The 19,600-nt window shown below is 39.9% G+C and carries 14 protein-coding genes; all 14 read right to left on the bottom strand.

What is annotated here, in order from left to right:
• Nucleotides 1-8: 8 nt before the first annotated feature.
• Nucleotides 9-221, bottom strand: coding sequence for a DUF6171 family protein (locus tag JOC86_RS09610; RefSeq protein WP_239587508.1), 213 nt, complete (start codon nt 219-221; stop codon nt 9-11).
• A 16-nt stretch (nt 222-237) separates the two neighbouring features.
• Nucleotides 238-1,419, bottom strand: a complete 1,182-nt coding sequence (locus JOC86_RS09605) for a sn-glycerol-1-phosphate dehydrogenase (protein WP_205171336.1) — start codon at nt 1,417-1,419, stop codon at nt 238-240.
• Between the two features lie 68 nt (nt 1,420-1,487).
• Nucleotides 1,488-2,972, bottom strand: coding sequence for an alpha-N-arabinofuranosidase (locus JOC86_RS09600; RefSeq protein ID WP_205171335.1), 1,485 nt, complete (start codon nt 2,970-2,972; stop codon nt 1,488-1,490).
• 259 nt (nt 2,973-3,231) lie between these two features.
• A complete protein-coding gene (locus JOC86_RS09595) occupies nt 3,232-3,855 on the bottom strand; it encodes a YesL family protein (protein ID WP_205171333.1) in 624 nt (207 codons plus the stop codon).
• A 99-nt stretch (nt 3,856-3,954) separates the two neighbouring features.
• Nucleotides 3,955-4,791 (bottom strand): carbohydrate ABC transporter permease, encoded by an 837-nt coding sequence (locus JOC86_RS09590; RefSeq protein ID WP_205171331.1) that lies wholly within the window; start codon nt 4,789-4,791, stop codon nt 3,955-3,957.
• Nucleotides 4,792-5,736, bottom strand: coding sequence for a carbohydrate ABC transporter permease (locus JOC86_RS09585; RefSeq protein ID WP_205171327.1), 945 nt, complete (start codon nt 5,734-5,736; stop codon nt 4,792-4,794).
• An 82-nt stretch (nt 5,737-5,818) separates the two neighbouring features.
• Nucleotides 5,819-7,330 (bottom strand): arabinosylfuranosidase ArfA, encoded by a 1,512-nt coding sequence (arfA, locus tag JOC86_RS09580; protein ID WP_239587507.1) that lies wholly within the window; start codon nt 7,328-7,330, stop codon nt 5,819-5,821.
• A 308-nt stretch (nt 7,331-7,638) separates the two neighbouring features.
• Nucleotides 7,639-8,970, bottom strand: a complete 1,332-nt coding sequence (locus JOC86_RS09575; RefSeq protein ID WP_205171325.1) for an extracellular solute-binding protein — start codon at nt 8,968-8,970, stop codon at nt 7,639-7,641.
• A gap of 465 nt (nt 8,971-9,435) precedes the next feature.
• Nucleotides 9,436-10,920 carry an L-arabinose isomerase gene (araA, locus tag JOC86_RS09570; RefSeq protein WP_205171322.1) on the bottom strand — a complete coding sequence of 495 codons (1,485 nt, stop codon included), beginning with the start codon at nt 10,918-10,920 and terminating at the stop codon, nt 9,436-9,438.
• Nucleotides 10,907-12,607: a ribulokinase gene (locus JOC86_RS09565; RefSeq protein ID WP_205171319.1), complete on the bottom strand. Its 1,701-nt coding sequence runs from the start codon at nt 12,605-12,607 to the stop codon at nt 10,907-10,909. Before JOC86_RS09565 ends, araA begins: the two co-directional genes overlap by 14 nt.
• A 21-nt stretch (nt 12,608-12,628) precedes the next feature.
• Nucleotides 12,629-13,321: an L-ribulose-5-phosphate 4-epimerase gene (gene araD / locus JOC86_RS09560; protein WP_275583389.1), complete on the bottom strand. Its 693-nt coding sequence runs from the start codon at nt 13,319-13,321 to the stop codon at nt 12,629-12,631.
• A 441-nt stretch (nt 13,322-13,762) separates the two neighbouring features.
• Nucleotides 13,763-14,917: a family 43 glycosylhydrolase gene (locus tag JOC86_RS09555; RefSeq protein WP_205171316.1), complete on the bottom strand. Its 1,155-nt coding sequence runs from the start codon at nt 14,915-14,917 to the stop codon at nt 13,763-13,765.
• Nucleotides 14,918-15,075: 158 nt separating this feature from the next.
• Complete coding sequence (locus tag JOC86_RS09550; RefSeq protein ID WP_205171298.1) at nt 15,076-16,212, bottom strand: GntR family transcriptional regulator; 1,137 nt, start codon at nt 16,210-16,212, stop codon at nt 15,076-15,078.
• Between the two features lie 274 nt (nt 16,213-16,486).
• The gene (locus JOC86_RS09545; protein WP_239587506.1) at nt 16,487-19,012 is read right to left on the bottom strand and encodes a LamG-like jellyroll fold domain-containing protein; all 2,526 of its coding nucleotides are present in this window, start codon (nt 19,010-19,012) and stop codon (nt 16,487-16,489) included.
• Nucleotides 19,013-19,600: the final 588 nt, after the last annotated feature.

Here is a 19,600-nt window from a genome sequence, read left to right as displayed (position 1 = left end):
ACTCCTTTTCACCAATGGCTACCACCAGGATTTGGACAATTTTTATAAGCGAGCCTTGCACGAAACTGAACAAAACAACCGCAATGAAGACACGTAGTATCCGCATATAGCGAAGGGCAGGCAGAACAAATTTCCCATCTAGCTTGATACGTTCGATCAGATACTAGGTCCGTTTCTAACGAAAGTTGTTCTTCAATCAATTGCTGGACATTTTGTTGCATTGCACGATTGCACCCTTTACAACTCAATATTCTTACTCACAGGATAAAGAATCTCCTTAGACTTAGCCTGGTTGATCAAATATAATCCTGTGTAACGATCACGCAACCGAAAGGCTTCATTCAAGCTTTTTTGTACTAAATCGTCGTCAATCCCTAATTCATAAGGAGTCGTCGCCCCTCCAACCAATTGGAGCCATTGTGTCATTTGGTCCGGTTTATATAAATGATGGATCTCTTCCGCTATTTGACCAGTATTCGCACCAAACACATCCAGATCGTTAGCATACGATTGATAAAGCTCCGTGATGATCGCAGTTGCTACCCCTACCTTCGCCCCATGTAAAACTTGGGGAGCATTCCGCTTTAGTAAATCCATTTCCCAATAATGAGATAAATGGTGTTCTCCTCCGGAAGCAGATCTAGAAAAGTTAAGCAGTAGCATCACGAGTCCTGATTCAATCAACGCATTCATCAATAAACGAATCCCTTCATCATCAGCTTGGGCAATTTCCTCTACATGATCGATACACAACTGTAAAGAATTACGGGTTAAATCCGCTGCTCGTCCATTATAAGGCTCATCATTGATCCAATGGGAAATTTTCCAATCTAGGAGCGATGTGTTTTTTGCTAGAATATCTCCAAATCCTGCTGCTGTCATTTCCCGAGGAGCTTTCTTGATAATATCAATATCTGCAAAAACGGCGATCGGGGAAGCTGTTTGAATCGTCTGTTTGAAGCCGCGTAAAATAAGGGGAGCCCCTTTCGATGTATAACCATCTACTGACGCTGCCGTAGGTACTGAAAGAAAAGGGATATTCATTTTATGACTGCAGAACCGAGTAATATCATGAATCGTTCCTGTTCCTACAGCAATCAAAGCATTGGATTGCTGAGATGTTTCTACCAGAACTTGCACAATCGCATCTTCATCTGCGAGTACTTGGTCATGTTCATTCGACTTGATCAAAACGACCTCTCCGCCTATCTGATGTTTTTCAAGTTCATGAAAAATCCTTTCTCCTGCTGCTTCCCAAGTATTATCGTCGACAATAATAGTGATGTGTCGAAACCCTTGCTCTCTTATATATGGTGTGATTGCTTGTAGAGCTCCTTTACGAACTTCAATATATGGAAGCTGTGAACGATCTTCATGAAGCTCTTTAGCTAACTGGTCAATCGCTTTAAAGTCTTTCATCCTATCCCTCTTCACTCTCTATTATTAATAAAGCCTATGGGAGAAGTTGTCTCATATTGATCTCTTAATTAAGCTTTCAAAGATAGCACCACAACGGACATCGCAGGTAATTTCACAGTTAATCCATCTTCCTTTGATTGAAAATCTGTAAAATTCTCAGGTTTAACATTTTCAGGTTGTTCGAAAGTATTATGTTCATTCATTGCTTGAGCTGTGAGAATGACTCCTGAGATATCGGAATATGTTCCACCTCTAATATCAAGCTCAAGAGTCGCTTGATCTTGTTTATCTAAATTACACAAGCTAATATTGACGGTTCCATCTTTAGATAGAGATGCAGAGGTATGGATTTGTGGAAAATTTTGACCATCAAAAGCTATATGATCAGATTCAACCTTAATGGAAAGTTTCTCTGCGTCCTGGTGAACCTTATACATATCGAAGACGTGATAGGTTGGCGTCAGAATCATTTTTTCTCCTTCTGTCAAAACCATAGCTTGCAAGACATTTACCGTTTGAGCGATGTTCGCCATTTGAACCCGGTCAGAATGGTTATTGAAAATATTCAATGTTACGCCAGCAACTAGAGCATCACGAATGCTATTCTGTTGGTATAGGAAACCAGGGTTTGTTCCTGGTTCAACATCAAACCATGTCCCCCACTCATCAACGATCAGCCCGATTCGTTTCTCCGGATCATACTTATCCATAATAGTTGCATGTTTTTTAATTAGCTCTTCAATATAAAGCGCCTTCAGCATCGTGATATCCCATTCACTTTCCTCAAAGTTGAGAGCTGAACCTTTTCCTTTCCAAAAATCTCCTGGGATTGTGTAATAGTGGAGACTAAGTCCATCCATGAATTGTGCAGCCTCGCCCATCAGAACTTCTGTCCATGTATAGTCATCGATATTGGCTCCACCCGCGATTTTGTAAATTTGATTACCCCCGTAATTTCTAACGTACGTTTGATAACGGCGGTACAAATCAGCATAATATTGCGGCCGCATATTACCTCCACAGCCCCAATTTTCATTTCCTACCCCAAAATATTTCAATATCCACGGATCTTCTTGACCATTTTCCACACGCCAATTTGCCATAGGGGATTCTCCATCAAATGTCATGTATTCCACCCACTCTGCCATCTCTTGCACTGTACCACTACCAACATTTCCACAAATGTAAGGCTCAGCTCCTAACAGATCACAAAGCATCATGAATTCATGTGTTCCAAAATGGTTATTCTCTACCACACCACCCCAATGTGTATTGACCATTCGCTTCCGGTCAACCCGTGGTCCTACACCATCTTTCCAATGATATTCATCTGCAAAACAACCTCCCGGCCAACGAAGCACAGGTATGTTAATTTTTCGAAGAGCTTCCAATACATCATTCCGGATTCCATTCGTATTTGCAATCGGTGAATCCTCGCCAACCCAAATCCCTTCATAAATACACCGACCTAAATGTTCAGCAAAATGGCCATAGATATTTTTATTGATTTTTCCTTCATGAACATCTGTATTAAGGACAATTCTATTTCCCATTCGATCACCTCTAAATAAAATTCATTTTGTCTCTTCACCGAGAATATTTATCCATCCAAAAGGGTATTAAAGGACGATAAACTGTGTCGGCTACTCCCAACAACTTAACCGTATATGAAATTGTTATAAATTTAAAAAAACAAGACTTGTACGTATATATAGAGTAAAAGAGCTCCGAATCTTTGTCAATATATTTTAGAAGATTCCAAAAAAACTACCTGGACCTTTTCTAAAATAAAAGTCCGGGTAGTTTTTTAAATCAATGATTTTTAGTAGACGGGATTTTCATAAACACTTGTAGTGCCAGCCACATCCACCCAATGAATAGGAAAGTAAAGGAAAAGAACGGAAATAACGAGGGAAGCATAAGTGAATAATAACCGACAGCAAACCATAGTACAGCCATCCCGAAAGATATATATATTTTTGTTACCCCTATGATGACTGCATTTTTTATCTGCTGGCTAAGTTTAGCTTTATAATGGACAATTAGCGGAAAGATCCAGAGGACGATTAAACCATAAAAAAATAATATTCCATAAAAAGCAAACGGAATGATAAATAACACTTCACCCTCTGCTGACTTAATAATTAGATAGTTGAGGTAAAGAATCCCCCCCACGAACAATAACCCAAGTCCTAACCCGTTGGCGAGCTTCCACTCATTTCGGTATAAGTGCCAAAAAGTCTTCCATACTGGAAGAGTCCTATTTCCTTTCAACCATTTTCTTGCAACTCCAAGACAGGCAGTCAAAGCCGGAAAGAGACCCAGTAGAAAAAAACCCGCAAGTGTTCCAATGATAAATAATAAATTTAACCAGGCCAGACGTGTCACCCAGCTCAATAATTGATCGATTGATGTAACCACTCCATTAGCTTTCATTGCAAAAAAACCACCTTTTTGACAACTGATACCCTAATATATTATGAAAAAATGAATAGAAGAAATAACCGGGCCCCTGTATAGAGAGCCCGTAAAAGATTATCCTTTTACTCCACCAACCGTTAAGCCAGATACAAAATAACGTTGGAAGAAGATGAATAATAAGATGATCGGAATGATGGTCATAACAGACCCCGCGATTAAGACATCATAGTTATTGCCATAAGGCGTTAACAATGTTGCTAACCCAATAGGTAACGTAAACATATCATTCGAGCGAAGAACTAATAATGGCCAAAGGAAGTTATTCCAGCTCGCTAAGCCTTGCAATATCGCAATGGCCGCAAGTGAGGGCCCCATTAATGGCAGCATTATTCTAAAGAAAATACCATATTCCGTTGCACCATCAATCCGTGCCGCATCCATAAGTTCTTTCGGCAGTCCTAACGCATATTGTCTAAAGAAAAAGACAGCCACCGGCGCAACGACCATCGGGAGCACGACAGCAAAGTAAGTATTAATCAGTTGAGTATCAATCATCATTTGAAATAGAGGTAGCATCAAGATCTCAAATGGCACCATCAAGATGAACAAGACGAGAACAAAGAATAGATTACTACCTTTAAAGTCATACATAGCCAATGCATAGCCGACCATTGATGAAAAAATAAGCGAAAGAACGATCGTAATCAATGAAATGATTAAGCTATTCCCATACCATGTCCAATAATCAGCTGATTGGGTTAAGATATAGGTATAGTTATCGAAACTTAATTGTTCCACATTGATATTAAATGTAATTCCATTCCTCATCAGAACAGAGGAAGGCATAAAGGATGAGATGAATAAGCTGATAATGGGAAACAAGGCGATTAAAGAGATGATCACAAATGCGATATTGGCGAACCACTTGAGAACCGTATTTTTCTTTTTCATTTAAGCTTCCCCCTTCTTGAAGGCACCTGTCATGATAAGGTAGATGAAGCTGACGACAAAGATGATCAACATCAACACAACGCCAATGGCTGCACCGAATCCCATATCATTTTGTTGAATTCCCTGCTGGTAAATGTACCCTACTACGGACAAACCGATGTTCCCTGGAGAGCCAGCTTCCCAGAAAACAAAACTTTCCTCAAACATTCGAAATCCATTGATGATCGTAATTGTACTCACAAAAATAATAATCGGTTTCAATTGCGGAAGGGTGATAAATAACAGCTTTTGAAAGCGAGATGCCCCGTCGATATCAGCAGCTTCGTACAATTCATCAGGGATATTTTGAAGCGCTGCCAAAAAATAAAGCAAGTTTACTCCAATCCAACGCCATGATGCTAATAATACCATTAATAACATTCCAGACCAGGCAGTAAAGCGCCAGTTGACTGGATCAAACCCAAGAAAACTGATGAATTGATTCGCAGCGGCTGATTCTTGTTCCCCAAACATTAAACGAAAAATCATACCACCTACAATTGTGGATGTTAAAGCTGGAACAAACAGCGAAGCTCGAAATAGAGTTTTGAATTTAACGATTTTTGAGTTTAAAAACACAGCAAGCATCATAGGAACAATCGTGAGGATCAATACAGTCAGGATGACATAGATGCTTGTATTTGATAAAGCTTTGTAAAAGGTTGCGTTCGGTACCCTCGTGTAATTTTGCATACCAATGAATTCAACTTGCCCAGGCAAAATACTTTGGAAACTCATTGTGATTCCCTGTATTGCAGGGTATAGCGTCAAGACCAAAAATGAAAGAATAAATGGCGAAACAAAAATGTATGGAACTACTTTTTTAGAATTTAAGATTCTTAATAATTTGCTCGGATCTTTTTGAGCCTTCGATTGCAGTTTTGTTCTGGTGTACACCGTTTTCATAGGATCCTCCTCCTCAGTAACTAATCGAAGTGTTGGAGCTGTAGCTGCTTTTATTCTGATTGCACTGAAACAACATTCGATCTTACGCTTTCTTCAAACGAATAACATTCCAGGAAGTTCTCGATAATCGCGTATTCAAATATCCACCCTGGAATTCAGAAACTCCGTTTGAATGAGGTTTCACAGATTCTACGGAGGATGTATTGACTGCTTTTAAATCATCGTGTTCTAAAACAATATGTTCTGAGAAGCTGTACCCTTCAAAACTACGTAAATCAATGGATAGATCGATAGACTCTTCTAAATGTTTATTTACGATAAAAATGGTGACATCTTCTTTTTCCTCATTGTAAACAGCTGCACTATCAACATAAGGAACATCGGTAAAATCTTTACTATCATATTTTGGAGAAGAAAGGATAGGCTTTAGTGATATTCCCCTTCCGAATATTGATGTGTGCATATATGGATAATAAATGGTTTGTTTCCATGAGTGGCCATTATTCTCCGTCATTATTGGTGCAATAACATTGACAAGCTGTGCCATACAAGCCATTTTTACTCGATCCGCATGCTGTAAAAATGTAATTAACATGCTTCCGACTAACAATGCATCTTCGAGGTTGTAAACATCTTCAAGCTGTGGTGGAGCCACACTCCATGGATCTATTTCTTTATCTGCTTCATTTGAGTGGTACCAGACATTCCATTCGTCAAAACTTAAATTGATTGTTTTCTTGCTACGATGCTTTGCCTTAATATAATCACAAGTGGAGATGACCGTTTTTATAAAGTGGTCCATATCCATATTTTTAGCTAAGTAATTGGCTGGATCATTGGTACGGTTACCGTAATATTGATGTAGGGAGATAAAATCCACTTCCTCATAAGCAAGATCTAATGTAGTCGCCTCGTATTCAGGAAATGTTGGCATGTCCGTATTAGAACTTCCGCATGCCACTAGTTCAATGGTTGGATCGACAAGCTTCATTGCCTTTCCTGCCTCTTTAGCGATTCTCCCATATTCATAGGCTGTTTTTTGGCCAACCTGCCAGGGACCATCCATTTCATTACCAAGACACCATGTTTTGATATTATGCGGTTGATCATATCCATGTGATCTTCGGAGATCACTCCAATATGTACCCCCGGGATGATTAGTGTATTCGATTAAGTTTCTGGCTGCATCAATACCGCGTGTACCGAGATTCACGGCCATCATGACATCAGCGTCAACTTTTTTCGCCCAATCCGCAAATTCATTCGTACCTACTTGATTGGTTTCCACAGTACGCCAAGCGAGTTCAAGTCTGCGCGGCCTTTCTTCTTTAGGTCCAACCCCATCCTCCCAATTATATGCGGAAACCATATTACCACCTGGGTACCGTACAATAGGAACTTGTAGCTGTTTTACAAGGTCAATGACATCTTTTCGAAACCCTTGCTCGTCCGCTTTTGGATGATCAGGTTCATAAATCCCTCCATATACGGCCCTACCTAAATGTTCAATGAACGAGCCGTATATTCTTTCATCTACAGGTGCGATTTGATAACTTTTATCCAGTATCATACTCGCTCTCATAGAATCTGGCATTCTATCCACTCCTTCTTTAAAATTAATATCGGAAAGTGAGTAATAAATAGTTGCTACTACTTGTATACGCTTTCAAATATCAAAGAGTTTTTTTACCGAATAAAGGTTGATATACGAACATCTTTATAACCAATCCACCAAAAAATTTAAGATGTACGTATAAGCTGCCAATTAAAAGTATAGCTAAATATAGCGCTTTTTTCAATAAGTTTTTTATATTTTTATGAATTATCTGAATTTCACTTAAAAACCGCCAGTACAAAAAAAGACAGGGAGGAAACACATCCCTCACTGCCTTTTCATTACACTTATTTCATACCTCTAATTTTATCTGTTGCTGCCTTCAATGCTTCTTCAGGCGATTGAGTTTGTTGCCTCAATACGCTTTCAGCCACATTTGTATTATATTCCGTTGCAACATCAGGAGTATGCTCTGTTAAATGAATTTCATTGATTTCATCTTTTATTTCTAGAAGTGTGTCGAAAGTTCCTGGACCAAAGTATTCATAGTATTTATTGTCTTCTCTTACTTCTTCACTCTCCCACACATCCCAGCGTGGTGGATCAAATCCTAACACCTTCCAAAGATTGATATTTCCTTCTTTAGATAATTTCGTAAATGCCAAGAATTCTTTCGCAAGCTCTGCATGTTCCGTTTGATTGGTAACAACTGTTCCTGTTCCTCCCATGCCAGCTGTACGATCTCCACCTTCCTCCCATGCCGGAAGTGGGCGAATGGCCATCTTCCCTTTCAAATCGGGCATATTATCAAGGAACCGTCCCATGTACCATAGTGGAGCAAGAACTGTTGCTGCGTTCCCATCATTCATATAACCATAGTACTCTTCCGTTTGGTTCATACCCCCAGGAGTTAATTCAGCGATTTCATGTTTATAAAGGACGTCTTGCAAAAATTGTAGGGTTTCTATATTTGCTTTATTATCTAATATAACCTCACCCTCTTCATTAAAGAAGTCGGAACCACGTTGTGAAACCATTGGGAAGAAGTCCATTAAATAGTCAGTAGTCCCCACATTCCACATAACCGCATCCGTGTTTTCAACCACTTTTTTTCCAGCTTCTACGAAGTCATCCCATGTTTGGATAGAATCAATATCTACCCCTGCTTGATCCATGATTTCTGTATTGTAGTACATTACTGTAGCTCCAACGTGTGTCGGTGCTCCATAGTATTTCCCATCTTTAGCATACATTTCAAAACGGGAACTTACAGAATCTTCAAGAACTGGTTCTACATAATCGTTTAGGGGTAAAAGTTGTGGTTCTCCTTGCATATAATTAGCATACTTACTTTGCTCAATGTCGACAATGTCTGGAGCTCCTTTTCCAGCCTGTAAAGCCATCAGTAAATTATTATGCATTTGATCATAAGGATACGTCTCTGCTACTAGTTTGATAGGACGATCGGGATTTTCCTTATTCCATCGTTCAGCCGAATCTCTGAATAAATCTACGTGTTGGCCGACAAATGTCCAGAAGGTCAATTCCGTAGCTCCTTCGATATCTCCTCCAATTACTTCCTCCTCTTGCGCTTCACTAGAGGCTTCATCCTTTCCTCCACATGCAACCAAAATTAGTGATAGTAGACCAAAAAGTAGAACTAACAAGCTTTTTTTCACAATACTTTCCCCTTTCTAGAATAAAGAGATTTTAATGACTTCCTTCAATAACGAATACTGCCCTGTAGAAAGCAGCTTCTAATCTGCCTATATAAAAAGATTCTAAAATTCAAAAATGATAGCGCATACATAACAGACTAAAATACTATTTCTGTTAATGAATAAGATTGGGTTAAATAGAATGATATCAATCAACCTTAAATTGGTCAATGAGTTTTTCGATAATTCGGAATTAACTTGTACGTATATATAAAATCAGATAGTTTAAACCACTCATTACTCTCTAACTGTCATCGTAAGGTATAATTTCTTAATTAATCACATGAGTCATAGAAGAGAAGAGATTTTCCAAAAACCCAGGTGCCGGGAACCACAACTTCAATATATAGAAGAAAACCTCAAGGCACCTTCCATATATGAACAATCATAGTGGTTCCTGCCTCCTTATGGACAACCCTCTTTTCCTTAACCCCAGATAGCTTGATTCCATTTCAACTCATTACGGAACTGCCTCATTTTTAAATCTTTATCAATAACAACACACTCAATTTTCGCCATTTCAGTAAAATCATAAAGTTGATCGGTAGTCACATGGAACGAAAATACTGTATGGTGGGCTCCCCCTGCATGAATCCATGCTTCTGTTGCTTCCGATAAGGACGGTTTCGGTTCCCAGATCACCTTTGCCACTGGTAAAAGAGGTGTTTCGACTTCTGGCTGATGTGCCTGCAGTTCATTAATGATCAATCGATAACGTCCACCCATTTCCACAAGCGACACATTAATCCCTTCTCCTCCTTGACCATCAAATACAAGTCGAGCTGGAGCTTCACGATCACCCATAGATAAGGGGTGAACGACAATTCTCGGTTTTGTAGCTGAAACGGTAGGACAGATTTCTAACATATGTGATCCTAATATCATTTCTTTCCCTTTTTCTAGATGGTACGTATAATCTTCCATAAATGAGGTACCTTCATTGTTTGCGATGATTTTCATCATCCGAAGCAAGGCGGCTGTTTTCCAATCGCCTTCTCCTGCAAAACCGTATCCCTCGGCCATTAAGCGTTGAACAGCTAAACCAGGTAATTGCTTCATCCCATGAAGGTCTTCAAAATTGGTAGTAAAAGCATTATAATTTCTCGAGTTCAAAAAAGACTTCAAGCCGAGTTCTATGCGTGCTTGTTCTTTAATGGAACCCTGCACTTCACCCTCCTGTCCCGCTTCTTCTGGGAGGTCATATAACTGTTGGTACTCACGAAATAGTTCATCCACTTGCTTGTCTGTTATTCCTTCCATTTCCTCTACTAAATCACCGATTCCATAATAATCAACCGTCCAACCGAATTTCATTTGAGCTTCTACCTTATCACCATCTGTAACGGCTACGTTACGCATATTATCCCCGAACCGGGCTACACGGATGTTCGTTCCTTCGGTAAAAGCAACAGCCGTTTTCATCCAGCCCGAAACCTTCTCAATGACGGATTCGTCTTGCCAATGACCAACAACAACCTTCCGAGCGATATTCATCCGTGAAACCATAAAGCCATACTCCCGATCCCCATGAGCGGATTGATTCAAATTCATAAAGTCCATATCAATAGACTCCCAAGGGATTTCCCTATTATATTGCGTATGCAAATGAAGCAGTGGCTTCTGCAGCGCCTTCAATCCAGCAATCCACATTTTAGCTGGTGAAAAGGTATGCATCCATGTTATCAGCCCTGCACATTTTTCATCAGCATTTGCTTCTACCATTATTTTATGGATGTCCTTCGAAGTAGTTAAAACAGATTTAAACACAATCGGGTAAGATAAATCGCCCTGTTCATTCATTTGATCAATCATTTCTTTAGAATGACTCCCGACTTCTTTTAAGGCATCATCCCCATACAAATGCTGACTCCCGGTTACAAACCAAAATTCATAAGGTTTAGTTTTCAACATAAAATCTCCCCTTCCTAGCATTCTCGTTGGTTCTAAGCGCTTTCAGACGTTTCATGACATTATTTTCACCACGTCCAAAATAGTCATGGAGAGTAGAATATTCACGATACAATTGATCATAGATTTCGACATTGGCAGCTATCGGTTCAATCGTTTCTTCCTTCAGCCGCGCCATTTGTTCTGCAGCTTCTACAATCGTTTCAAATCCACCCTCCATGCGACCCGCAGCCACAGCTCCGAACATAGCAGCTCCTAAAGCAGGCGTTTGCTTGGAATCCGCAACTTTGATCGTACGATTCGTTACATCCGCATAAATTTGCAGCAACAATTTATTTTTTTGCGGGAGTCCTCCGCAAACATATAATTCATCTACCGGTACACCATTAGAGTGAAAAGCATCTACAATTTTCCGTGTTCCAAAAGCAGTCGCTTCTATGAGCGTCCTGTAGATTTCTTCCGGCTTCGTTTGTACAGTTGCTCCAATTAAAAGACCACTTAATTCAGTATCCACAAGTACAGAACGATTCCCATTCCACCAGTCCAATGCCAATAGTCCTGTTTCTCCTGGACGATATTTAGAAGCTTTATCCTCTAAGTAGGAATGGACATTCATCCCGTCTTTTTCAGCGGCTTCTTTCACATATGCAGGAATGGCTTGGTCCACATACCAGGCAAATATATCACCAACAGCTGATTGACCTGCTTCATATCCATAAAAACCTGGAATAATTCCATCTTCTACGACTCCACACATTCCTTCGATGTGCTTTTCCTCATGACCAAGTACTAAATGACAAATAGAAGTCCCCATGGTCATCACCATTTTTCCAGGAGATACGACGCCCATGGCAGGAACGGAAGCATGAGCATCCACATTGCCAACTGCTACGGCAGTTCCTTCACAAAGACCAATTTGGCGGGCAATCTCCTTTGTTAGTCCACCGGCTTTAGTGCCTAGGGTGACGATTTCCCCTCGTAATTTTGTCTTCGTCAAATCTTCTAATCTAGGATCTAGAGATCGGAAAAACGCCTCACTAGGATAACCATCCTGCTTATGCCAAATGGACTTATACCCCGCTGTACAACTGTTCCGTACAAGGTTTCCTGTTAATTGGGAAATCACCCAATCCGTAGCTTCTACAAAACGGTCGGTAGCTTGATAGATTTCGGGCGACTCATCGAGGATTTGCCAGATTTTCGCAATCATCCATTCAGATGAAATTTTCCCACCATAGCGTTTTAAAAATCGTTCTGCCCCTTTTTCAGCGATTTGGTTAAGCTTATTCGCTTCATCCTGAGCGGCATGATGCTTCCATAATTTCACCCATCCATGCGGATGATTTCTCCACCTTTCATTAAAGGAGAGCGGGACGCCTTCCTCATCAATCGGAAGCATCGTACAGGCTGTAAAGTCTATGCCTAAGCCAATGACATTTTGAGGGTCCACTTGAGCCTTTTTTAAAACAACAGGGATTGATTGCGTTAACACTTCGATGTAATCAGCAGGATGTTGAAGTGCCCATTCATAGTCTAATTTCACTCTAGTTTCAGGTAAATGTTCATCAATGACTCCATGACGATAAGTGGTCACGTGGTCAGCTATTTCTTCACCATTTGCAAGAGATACTAAGACAGCACGACCTGACTCTGTACCATAATCAATTCCGATGGCGTATTTCTTTGTCATAAAGAGTTCCTCCTTTCACTTTCACTGCCCGTAATAAGCATTTACTCCATGTTTCCGTAAATAGTGTTTATCCAATAAAGCTTGATCCAATTCAGGTATGTCACGGTTAATTTGATACGTATGGTAAGCCATTTTTGCAACTTCTTCTAAGACCACTGCATTATGCACTGCCTCAAGGGGATCTTTCCCCCAATTGAAAGGCGCGTGGCTATGAACGAGTACGCTAGGGATTGTGGAAGGATCAATATTTTGCTTTTTAAACGTTTCTACGATGACATTGCCTGTTTCCCATTCGTAGTCTTTCTGGATTTCAGCGTCGGTCATGCTCCGCGTACAAGGGACCTTTCCATAGAAATAATCACCCTGCGTAGTGCCTAGACAAGGAATACCCTGACCAGCCTGGGCCCAACTGGTTGCCCATGGGGAATGGGTATGTACAACTCCTCTAATATTTGGGAAATGGCGATACAGAACAATATGAGTGGGGGTATCCGATGACGGTTTTAAAGTTCCCTCAACAACGTTTCCCTCAAGATCAACAACAACTAAGTTCTCTATAGTAAGTTCGTCATAAGGTACACCACTCGGTTTTATAACAACCAATTGTTTTTCCTGATTAAAACCGCTTACATTTCCCCAAGTAAAAGTAACAAGTTTATATTTTGGGAGAGCCTGATTTGCTTCAAGTACTTGTTGCTTTAAATCTTCCAGCATTTCCATCCACCTTCCTTTCTACTTATACGTATATTTATAGTTATTTTATTTTATATTAAAACAATTTGTACGTACATTCAATAGGAAATTTTACAGAAAATAAAATAAATTCACACATGTCATTCAAAACCTTGTTATCATGCGCAGTTTATTTAAACAATAACTTTCTACAAGTTGATGAAAGTAAAAAAAGGGGCTGCCCCAAACCAAGGTGTTACGAACCACAACTTCAATATATAGAAGAAATCTCAAACATCTTCTATATTTGAATAATCGTAGTGGTTCCAGACCCTTTCAGGACATTCCCTTTTTAATTGTCATTCAGTGTAGAACAGTGCCCTTCCTCTTCTCTAACGAATTCCCATCGAGATCTACTTAAAGGATGGACGACAACCATTTCGCACGTGCTATTTACATACGCATAACATTGAATTCAAATGTTTATTTCACAAGAACAGTCGCTTTCACCCTCCTTTTTTCTAGACTAAAACCAGGATAACCGAAATAAGGCGTTCCATCCTTTTTCCATAACAGCCTTTGTACACGTGCATGACGATTATGGTCATAAAGAGGATTACCCGTTATTTCTTTATACGGACGTGCGTGATAGACGAGTATATCTGTTCCGTCTTTATCTGTCGTAAAGCTGTTGTGTCCTGGACCGTACTCCTCCGTTTCTTCACTAGAAACAAAAACAGGATCTGAATACTTTGTCCAAGAGCAGGGATTTAATAAATCACTTTTTTCATCAGCCTCTAACAAACCCATGGCATATCGATCATCGGTTGCACTCGCCGAATATGTGATGAACACCCTACCGTTTCGATAAATCACCGCCGGACCTTCGTTTACATCAAATCCCTGGCGCTCCCAGTCATACTCAGGTGTTGCTAACAATACTTGTTCGCCCTTAATCGTCCATGGATTCTCCATTTCAGCAATGTAAAGGTTGGATATCGTATCTTGCTCCACTTTTTGCGCCCAGACAAGAAAGCGTTTTCCGAGATGTTCAAATGTAGTGGCATCAAGTGAAAAGCTTTGGAAGGCCGTGTTGATCTGACCTTTTTCAATCCATTCCCCTTTAAGCGGGTTCTCATGATCATTTTCTAGTACATACGGACGAATCGCCCATACATCCTCTTTATCACCTGCAGCAAAATGAATGTACCATTTCCCATCAATATGATGGAGCTCTGGCGCCCAAATATGCTCAGACATGATACCTTTTCCATGTTTTTCCCAAACCACAGATTCCCCCGCTCCGGACAGCTCTTCGATTGATTGTGCCCTCCTTAAGACAATTCTGTCGTAAAGTGGGTGTGAACCTGTGAAGTAATAATATCCGTCATCATGTAAATAAATGTAGGGATCGGCTCTCTGTTCTATTAGTGGATTGGGATAAGGCTTTTCTTGAACAGTCCCTTTCACCTCGAATCTTCCAGGCAGACTATAGTTTTGTATTTCTACTTCCTCCCACTCCACAGGGACTTTCACTGTTACATCATCATTAATGTTCACTTCCATCATTGATGGCAACGAAGGCTTCTCGCCCACCTTCGTTATCACGTCAATATTACAAATGGTTTGTAATTTCATCTCACGCCCTCCTTTTAGAAATTATTATACACACCCTCATATATACGTACAAGTTAAAAACTTGAATTACTTATTTAAAAACCCATACCTATAAGTGTCAGGAATTTGCTAGATAAAAAAAGAGTGCCTTTGATTTCAAAGGCACTTCCTCTTACTCTTTATGTTGCATCTTTTAAATTTTTCCTTGAACCATTGATATCTTTGGTGGAGCTACGCAAAACAAGTTCAGGGGAATAAATCACACTTTTCACTTCTTGACTTGCATCTTTTGTCATTTGTCTTGGCTTGATTAAGCTTAAAATTAGCTTTCCAGCTGTTTTTCCTAAATCAGATTTAGGATGTTCGATGGTGGTTAACTTCACCTCTGACATTTCTGCCAAAATTGAATTATCGAAACCAATAATTGATATATCCTCTGGAACACGGAGGTTATTTTCACGTATTACATCTAGTAATTTCATTGCGAGTTCATCATTATAGCAAACAATGGCAGTTGGTCGCTGTCCAGGTTGAGTTAAAAAGCTTTTCAATTCTTCGATAGGTTTATCATGTTTTTCGAAAGTATTATAGGATACCATATGTTTAGGGTTGATCGGCACGTTGTATTTACGATGGGCCTTCAAATAGCCTTTCATTCTGAGTGTCCCTTGCATGTCATCTGTTTTGAAGAACCCCAAGATTTCCCGATGACCTCTTTCAATTAAATGCTCTGTTTGTAAAAAGGCCCCTCGCTCATCATCAACGACGACTCTGACTGGTTCTAGAGCATCGTAATACGCATTAATCATAATATAAGGAATATTTAATCGTTCTAAATTCAAGTAATAATTGATATTCGGGTTGGTATAAGCACTTTGTGTCGGTTCGATGATCGCTCCATCAAATCCTTGAGTAATGATCTTTTCCAGGTATTCCCGTTCCTTATCGTGATCATTGTTCGTATTAAAAAGGGTGACTTGATATCCCTGTTCACTTAAGGACGCTTCAGCACCACGAATGATAGATGGAAAGATATAATCTGAAATATATGTAGTGACAATGGCAATATTTTTTCTTGAACCAACTTCTTTACGTTGTTGTTCATTTCGATCTGCACAAAATGTTCCAGCTCCTTGCGATCTATATAGCCATCCTTCACTCACAAGTTCACCTATCGCTAATCTTACTGTATGCCGGCTTACATTGAATTGGCGCATCATTTCACTTTCAGAAGCAATTTTCTCATGTGGTTCATACGTACCGTCGAGAATTTTTGATTTGATTGATTTTTTGACGATACTATATTTTGTCTCCATTTTTTCCCTCCGTCCACAAACATATTCGTATAAGTTAGCATATCACATTTCACTATCATATTTCACATATAGTATTAATAAAAAAATGGAAACCTTCTAATTATGTATCATTAGACTCAATAAACATTTTTTAAACATACTGGTATATACCTGATTCTAAATGCTTTCTTGGTTACTCTTGTGCGTATAAACTATACCTTTATACTAAAGAGAGGCTTTCTCTTAATAAGAGATCGCCCCTCTATTTCTTTCTATCTAAATTCTTCTGGACAACTTAGTCAGACGTTGGATTTGCCAAATCTTCAACTTCTTCAGCTGAAAGCGTCCCTTTGTAGATAAATAACTCGTCCATCACCCCTTGATAAGGCGTATCCCACCAGTTGACACCTAAACTAAACTGGCTGTTACTTGTAGTAAAGACGTTATTGAAACCCGTTTCGTTCAGGACTTCATTTCCATCCACATAAACGGTTATTTCTCCATCCTCTACCGTAAACGCTAGGTGGGTCCATTCCTTAGTTGGAAGCTGGATACCTGTGTTCGCATCGGTAAAACTAGATCCCCCAGACCAAACAACGGCGTTGCTATCACCAGGGAATCCACCAGGTAACAAACTAATCCAATTACTTGAATCCCGTGCCCCAAAAAAGCTAGTAGTATGACCAGTCAAACGGCTTGGGTTTAACCAAAGTGAAACAGAATAACTAGTTCCTGTGATTAGGTTGTCCGGCAGAAGAACACCGGAATTTCCGTCAAACACGGCTGCCTGGCCAACTTTCCCTTCTTGGTAGCTAATCGAACCGCCGGTATTATCTATGCGGTTCCCAGTTAAGGTACCAATCCCAAAGTTTCCGGTACTGTCTGTTAAATCCCCTTCAAACGAATAATGGGCTGTCAGTTCTTTCTTGTCTTTCGGTAACACGGTAACAGTAAAGCTTTTCGACTCGGTTACATCGCCTTTCGTTATCGTAGCTGTCAACGTAACCTTAATACTTCCACCGCCAGCTTCAGGACGTGTTACCTCACCTTGTTCAGAAACCACATCCGACTGAGAAGAACTCCACGAAATTTGTGTATTCCGAGTGCCCTCGGTAGGAAGCGTTAAATCGGTAACTACATTGTTTAGATTATCTAAGCTTAAGTCTTCTTTCACGGCCGCTACAATTTCTGCGTCCGTTCTACCCATCTCCCGCTTACTACCCCAGACGGATCTACCATCTTCAGACGAAGCCGTAAATGTCATTAAGAAACGTTTGGAAACCGGATCGTACTGGCGTATAAAGACGCCCTTATAAGTTTCCCCATTAATGGTCAATTCCGCTTCATTATGGCCGGTTTTCTTCCACTTACCACTGACTGCTCCGCTAATATTATTATTTTTATCAAGTGTTATGGTAACATCCTTGTGTATTTCATTTGAAATATCTTTGCCATGGTTAATGAATCGATAGTCACCTGAGAGATTCTGTCGGTTCACCTTTTCTAGGGTCTCTCCTCCATAACGATAAGGGGCAACGACCGGCCAGCCTTCTTTATTCATAAACATTTGATGGATTCGTACTTCATGTTCCTCTCCTCTTTCAGGGAAACGGGAATGGAAAACTAAAAACTGTTCTCCTGTTTTGTCATCATAATAAACGGAGTTATGTCCTGGAGAAACATATCCGTAACCAATGCCTGCTCCAGGATCACCCACTTTCCTTTCAAATAAGAAGTGACCCATTAACTTGTTTCCATAAGGAGAATGATCGACGTCCCCTGGCAGCACAGCACTTTGTCCTGCTGCATCAACGTATGGACCATCAGGATTAGATGAGCGGAAAACCCTCATATTATACTCGCCATCAGCCCCTAACCAGCCATACGTTACATATAAGTAGTAGTAATCTGTCTCCTCGTTATAAACCACATAAGGACCTTCTCCGGATTTTCCAAATCCTCCTGAAATCTTTGTGCCAAAATACCGGTCAACAAGTCTGCCATCATCTGTTGTCCCATCTTCACCCGGATAGATGGGCTCTCCTGTTGTTTTGTCGATTTCCAACAAGAAAATTCCGCCGGACCAAGAACCATACGCCATCCATAGCTTGCCATCATCGTCATAAAACAAGTTAGCATCTATCGCATTGGGAAACGTGCTGTTATTATAGGACCCGTTGTCATTAAACCAATCAGAGTTTGGTCCGCTTAACGTGTCCTGAGCAATAAGCTCATCAATATGTGTGCTGGTCCATTTTTTATTTATTTCACTATTATTGTCATACGCTTCTTCTTCTGTGAAACCTGAATAGATGATCGTGTTTACATACTCATACGGTCCTTCAATAGCTTTAGATACCGCATATCCAATAGCGGAACGGATATAAGTAGAAGATACACTGTAATAAATCATATAAGCCCCAGTGGAACCGTCTTCGTTTACATAGTCTTCATTCCAGAAAACATCTGGAGCCCAAACGGCATAACCGCCTTCGCTATCAGCATCATCCTCACCTGCCCACTTAAAAGACTCAGCTAGATTTTCTGATAAATTTCCATATAACGCATTGTTTGGCGTGCTATAACCATTGGTAAAGTTTGTCCAATTGATTAAATCTGTTGATTTGGCAGCCTCAATATGAGTGCCAAACACATAAAAGGTATCTCCATCTTTTATGATGGAAGGATCATGTACAGATACATTTCGGAATTCAGGAGTTTTACCTTGGTAGTCAAGGTGCGGCTTATTGCTGCTATCGTTGGCTCCGGAATCTCCCTCTGCTGACACAGCAAACGGAAGAGCCAGTAAAAATAATACCAAAATTAGAAATGTTCTTAGAAACTGATAATTAATAATAGCATTTTCTCCTCTCTTTTCTAAATCATCAAATTAGCCATACATTTATGAGCAGTTGTGGAAATAATTAAATTTAGGAGCGGCTAATTTTTAGGGTTATAGCGGAATAGCTCTACGATGTGGATATGCTTAGAGGTAGTGAATCTAATACTTAGTAGATGTTTCTTTTACCATATAAGGATTACCAAGAAATAAAGGTGCCTTCCAAAACGATAAAACGCTTACAGAAATTGATATTGTTAGTCTCCTTTCTTTTTAAATTATCGATGAATAAAGCGTACACTCTGGTTACGTTTCCATCCAACAACTTAACCGTACAAGAAAGCAAGAAAATTCTCAATAAGTCATATGGTTTATTTTCCCCATAATGTATAGTCTGTATATAAATTTCATTCTCAAAGAACGGATTAATTTAAACCAATTGCTGTAGAAGAACGGTATGCAATCAAACCACAAAGAGTAGCCTGATTTTCTTTTGTCCAAACAGGCACGTCCCGGCGGGGAGTTCATCTATATTCTATATTTATATACTTTCCAGTCCCCCTTAACTAT

The sequence above is a fragment of the Rossellomorea pakistanensis genome (genome assembly GCF_016908495.1).
Lineage (GTDB): Bacteria > Bacillota > Bacilli > Bacillales > Bacillaceae_B > Rossellomorea > Rossellomorea pakistanensis.
Note: the sequence above shows the minus strand (reverse complement) of the source record. Positions and strands in the feature narration are given on the sequence as shown.

Bases quoted from the DNA above. Each gene is read 5' to 3' on its own strand.
- JOC86_RS09565 (WP_205171319.1), bottom strand. From the start codon at position 12,607: ATGACAAAGAAATACGCCATCGGAATTGATTATGGTACAGAGTCAGGT.
- araD (WP_275583389.1), bottom strand. From the start codon at position 13,321: ATGCTGGAAGATTTAAAGCAACAAGTACTTGAAGCAAATCAGGCTCTC.
- arfA (WP_239587507.1), bottom strand. From the start codon at position 7,330: ATGCCAGATTCTATGAGAGCGAGTATGATACTGGATAAAAGTTATCAA.
- JOC86_RS09600 (WP_205171335.1), bottom strand. From the start codon at position 2,972: ATGGGAAATAGAATTGTCCTTAATACAGATGTTCATGAAGGAAAAATC.
- JOC86_RS09595 (WP_205171333.1), bottom strand. From the start codon at position 3,855: ATGAAAGCTAATGGAGTGGTTACATCAATCGATCAATTATTGAGCTGG.
- JOC86_RS09550 (WP_205171298.1), bottom strand. From the start codon at position 16,212: ATGGAGACAAAATATAGTATCGTCAAAAAATCAATCAAATCAAAAATT.
- JOC86_RS09590 (WP_205171331.1), bottom strand. From the start codon at position 4,791: ATGAAAAAGAAAAATACGGTTCTCAAGTGGTTCGCCAATATCGCATTT.
- JOC86_RS09585 (WP_205171327.1), bottom strand. From the start codon at position 5,736: ATGAAAACGGTGTACACCAGAACAAAACTGCAATCGAAGGCTCAAAAA.
- JOC86_RS09605 (WP_205171336.1), bottom strand. From the start codon at position 1,419: ATGAAAGACTTTAAAGCGATTGACCAGTTAGCTAAAGAGCTTCATGAA.
- araA (WP_205171322.1), bottom strand. From the start codon at position 10,920: ATGTTGAAAACTAAACCTTATGAATTTTGGTTTGTAACCGGGAGTCAG.
- JOC86_RS09555 (WP_205171316.1), bottom strand. From the start codon at position 14,917: ATGAAATTACAAACCATTTGTAATATTGACGTGATAACGAAGGTGGGC.
- JOC86_RS09610 (WP_239587508.1), bottom strand. From the start codon at position 221: ATGCAACAAAATGTCCAGCAATTGATTGAAGAACAACTTTCGTTAGAA.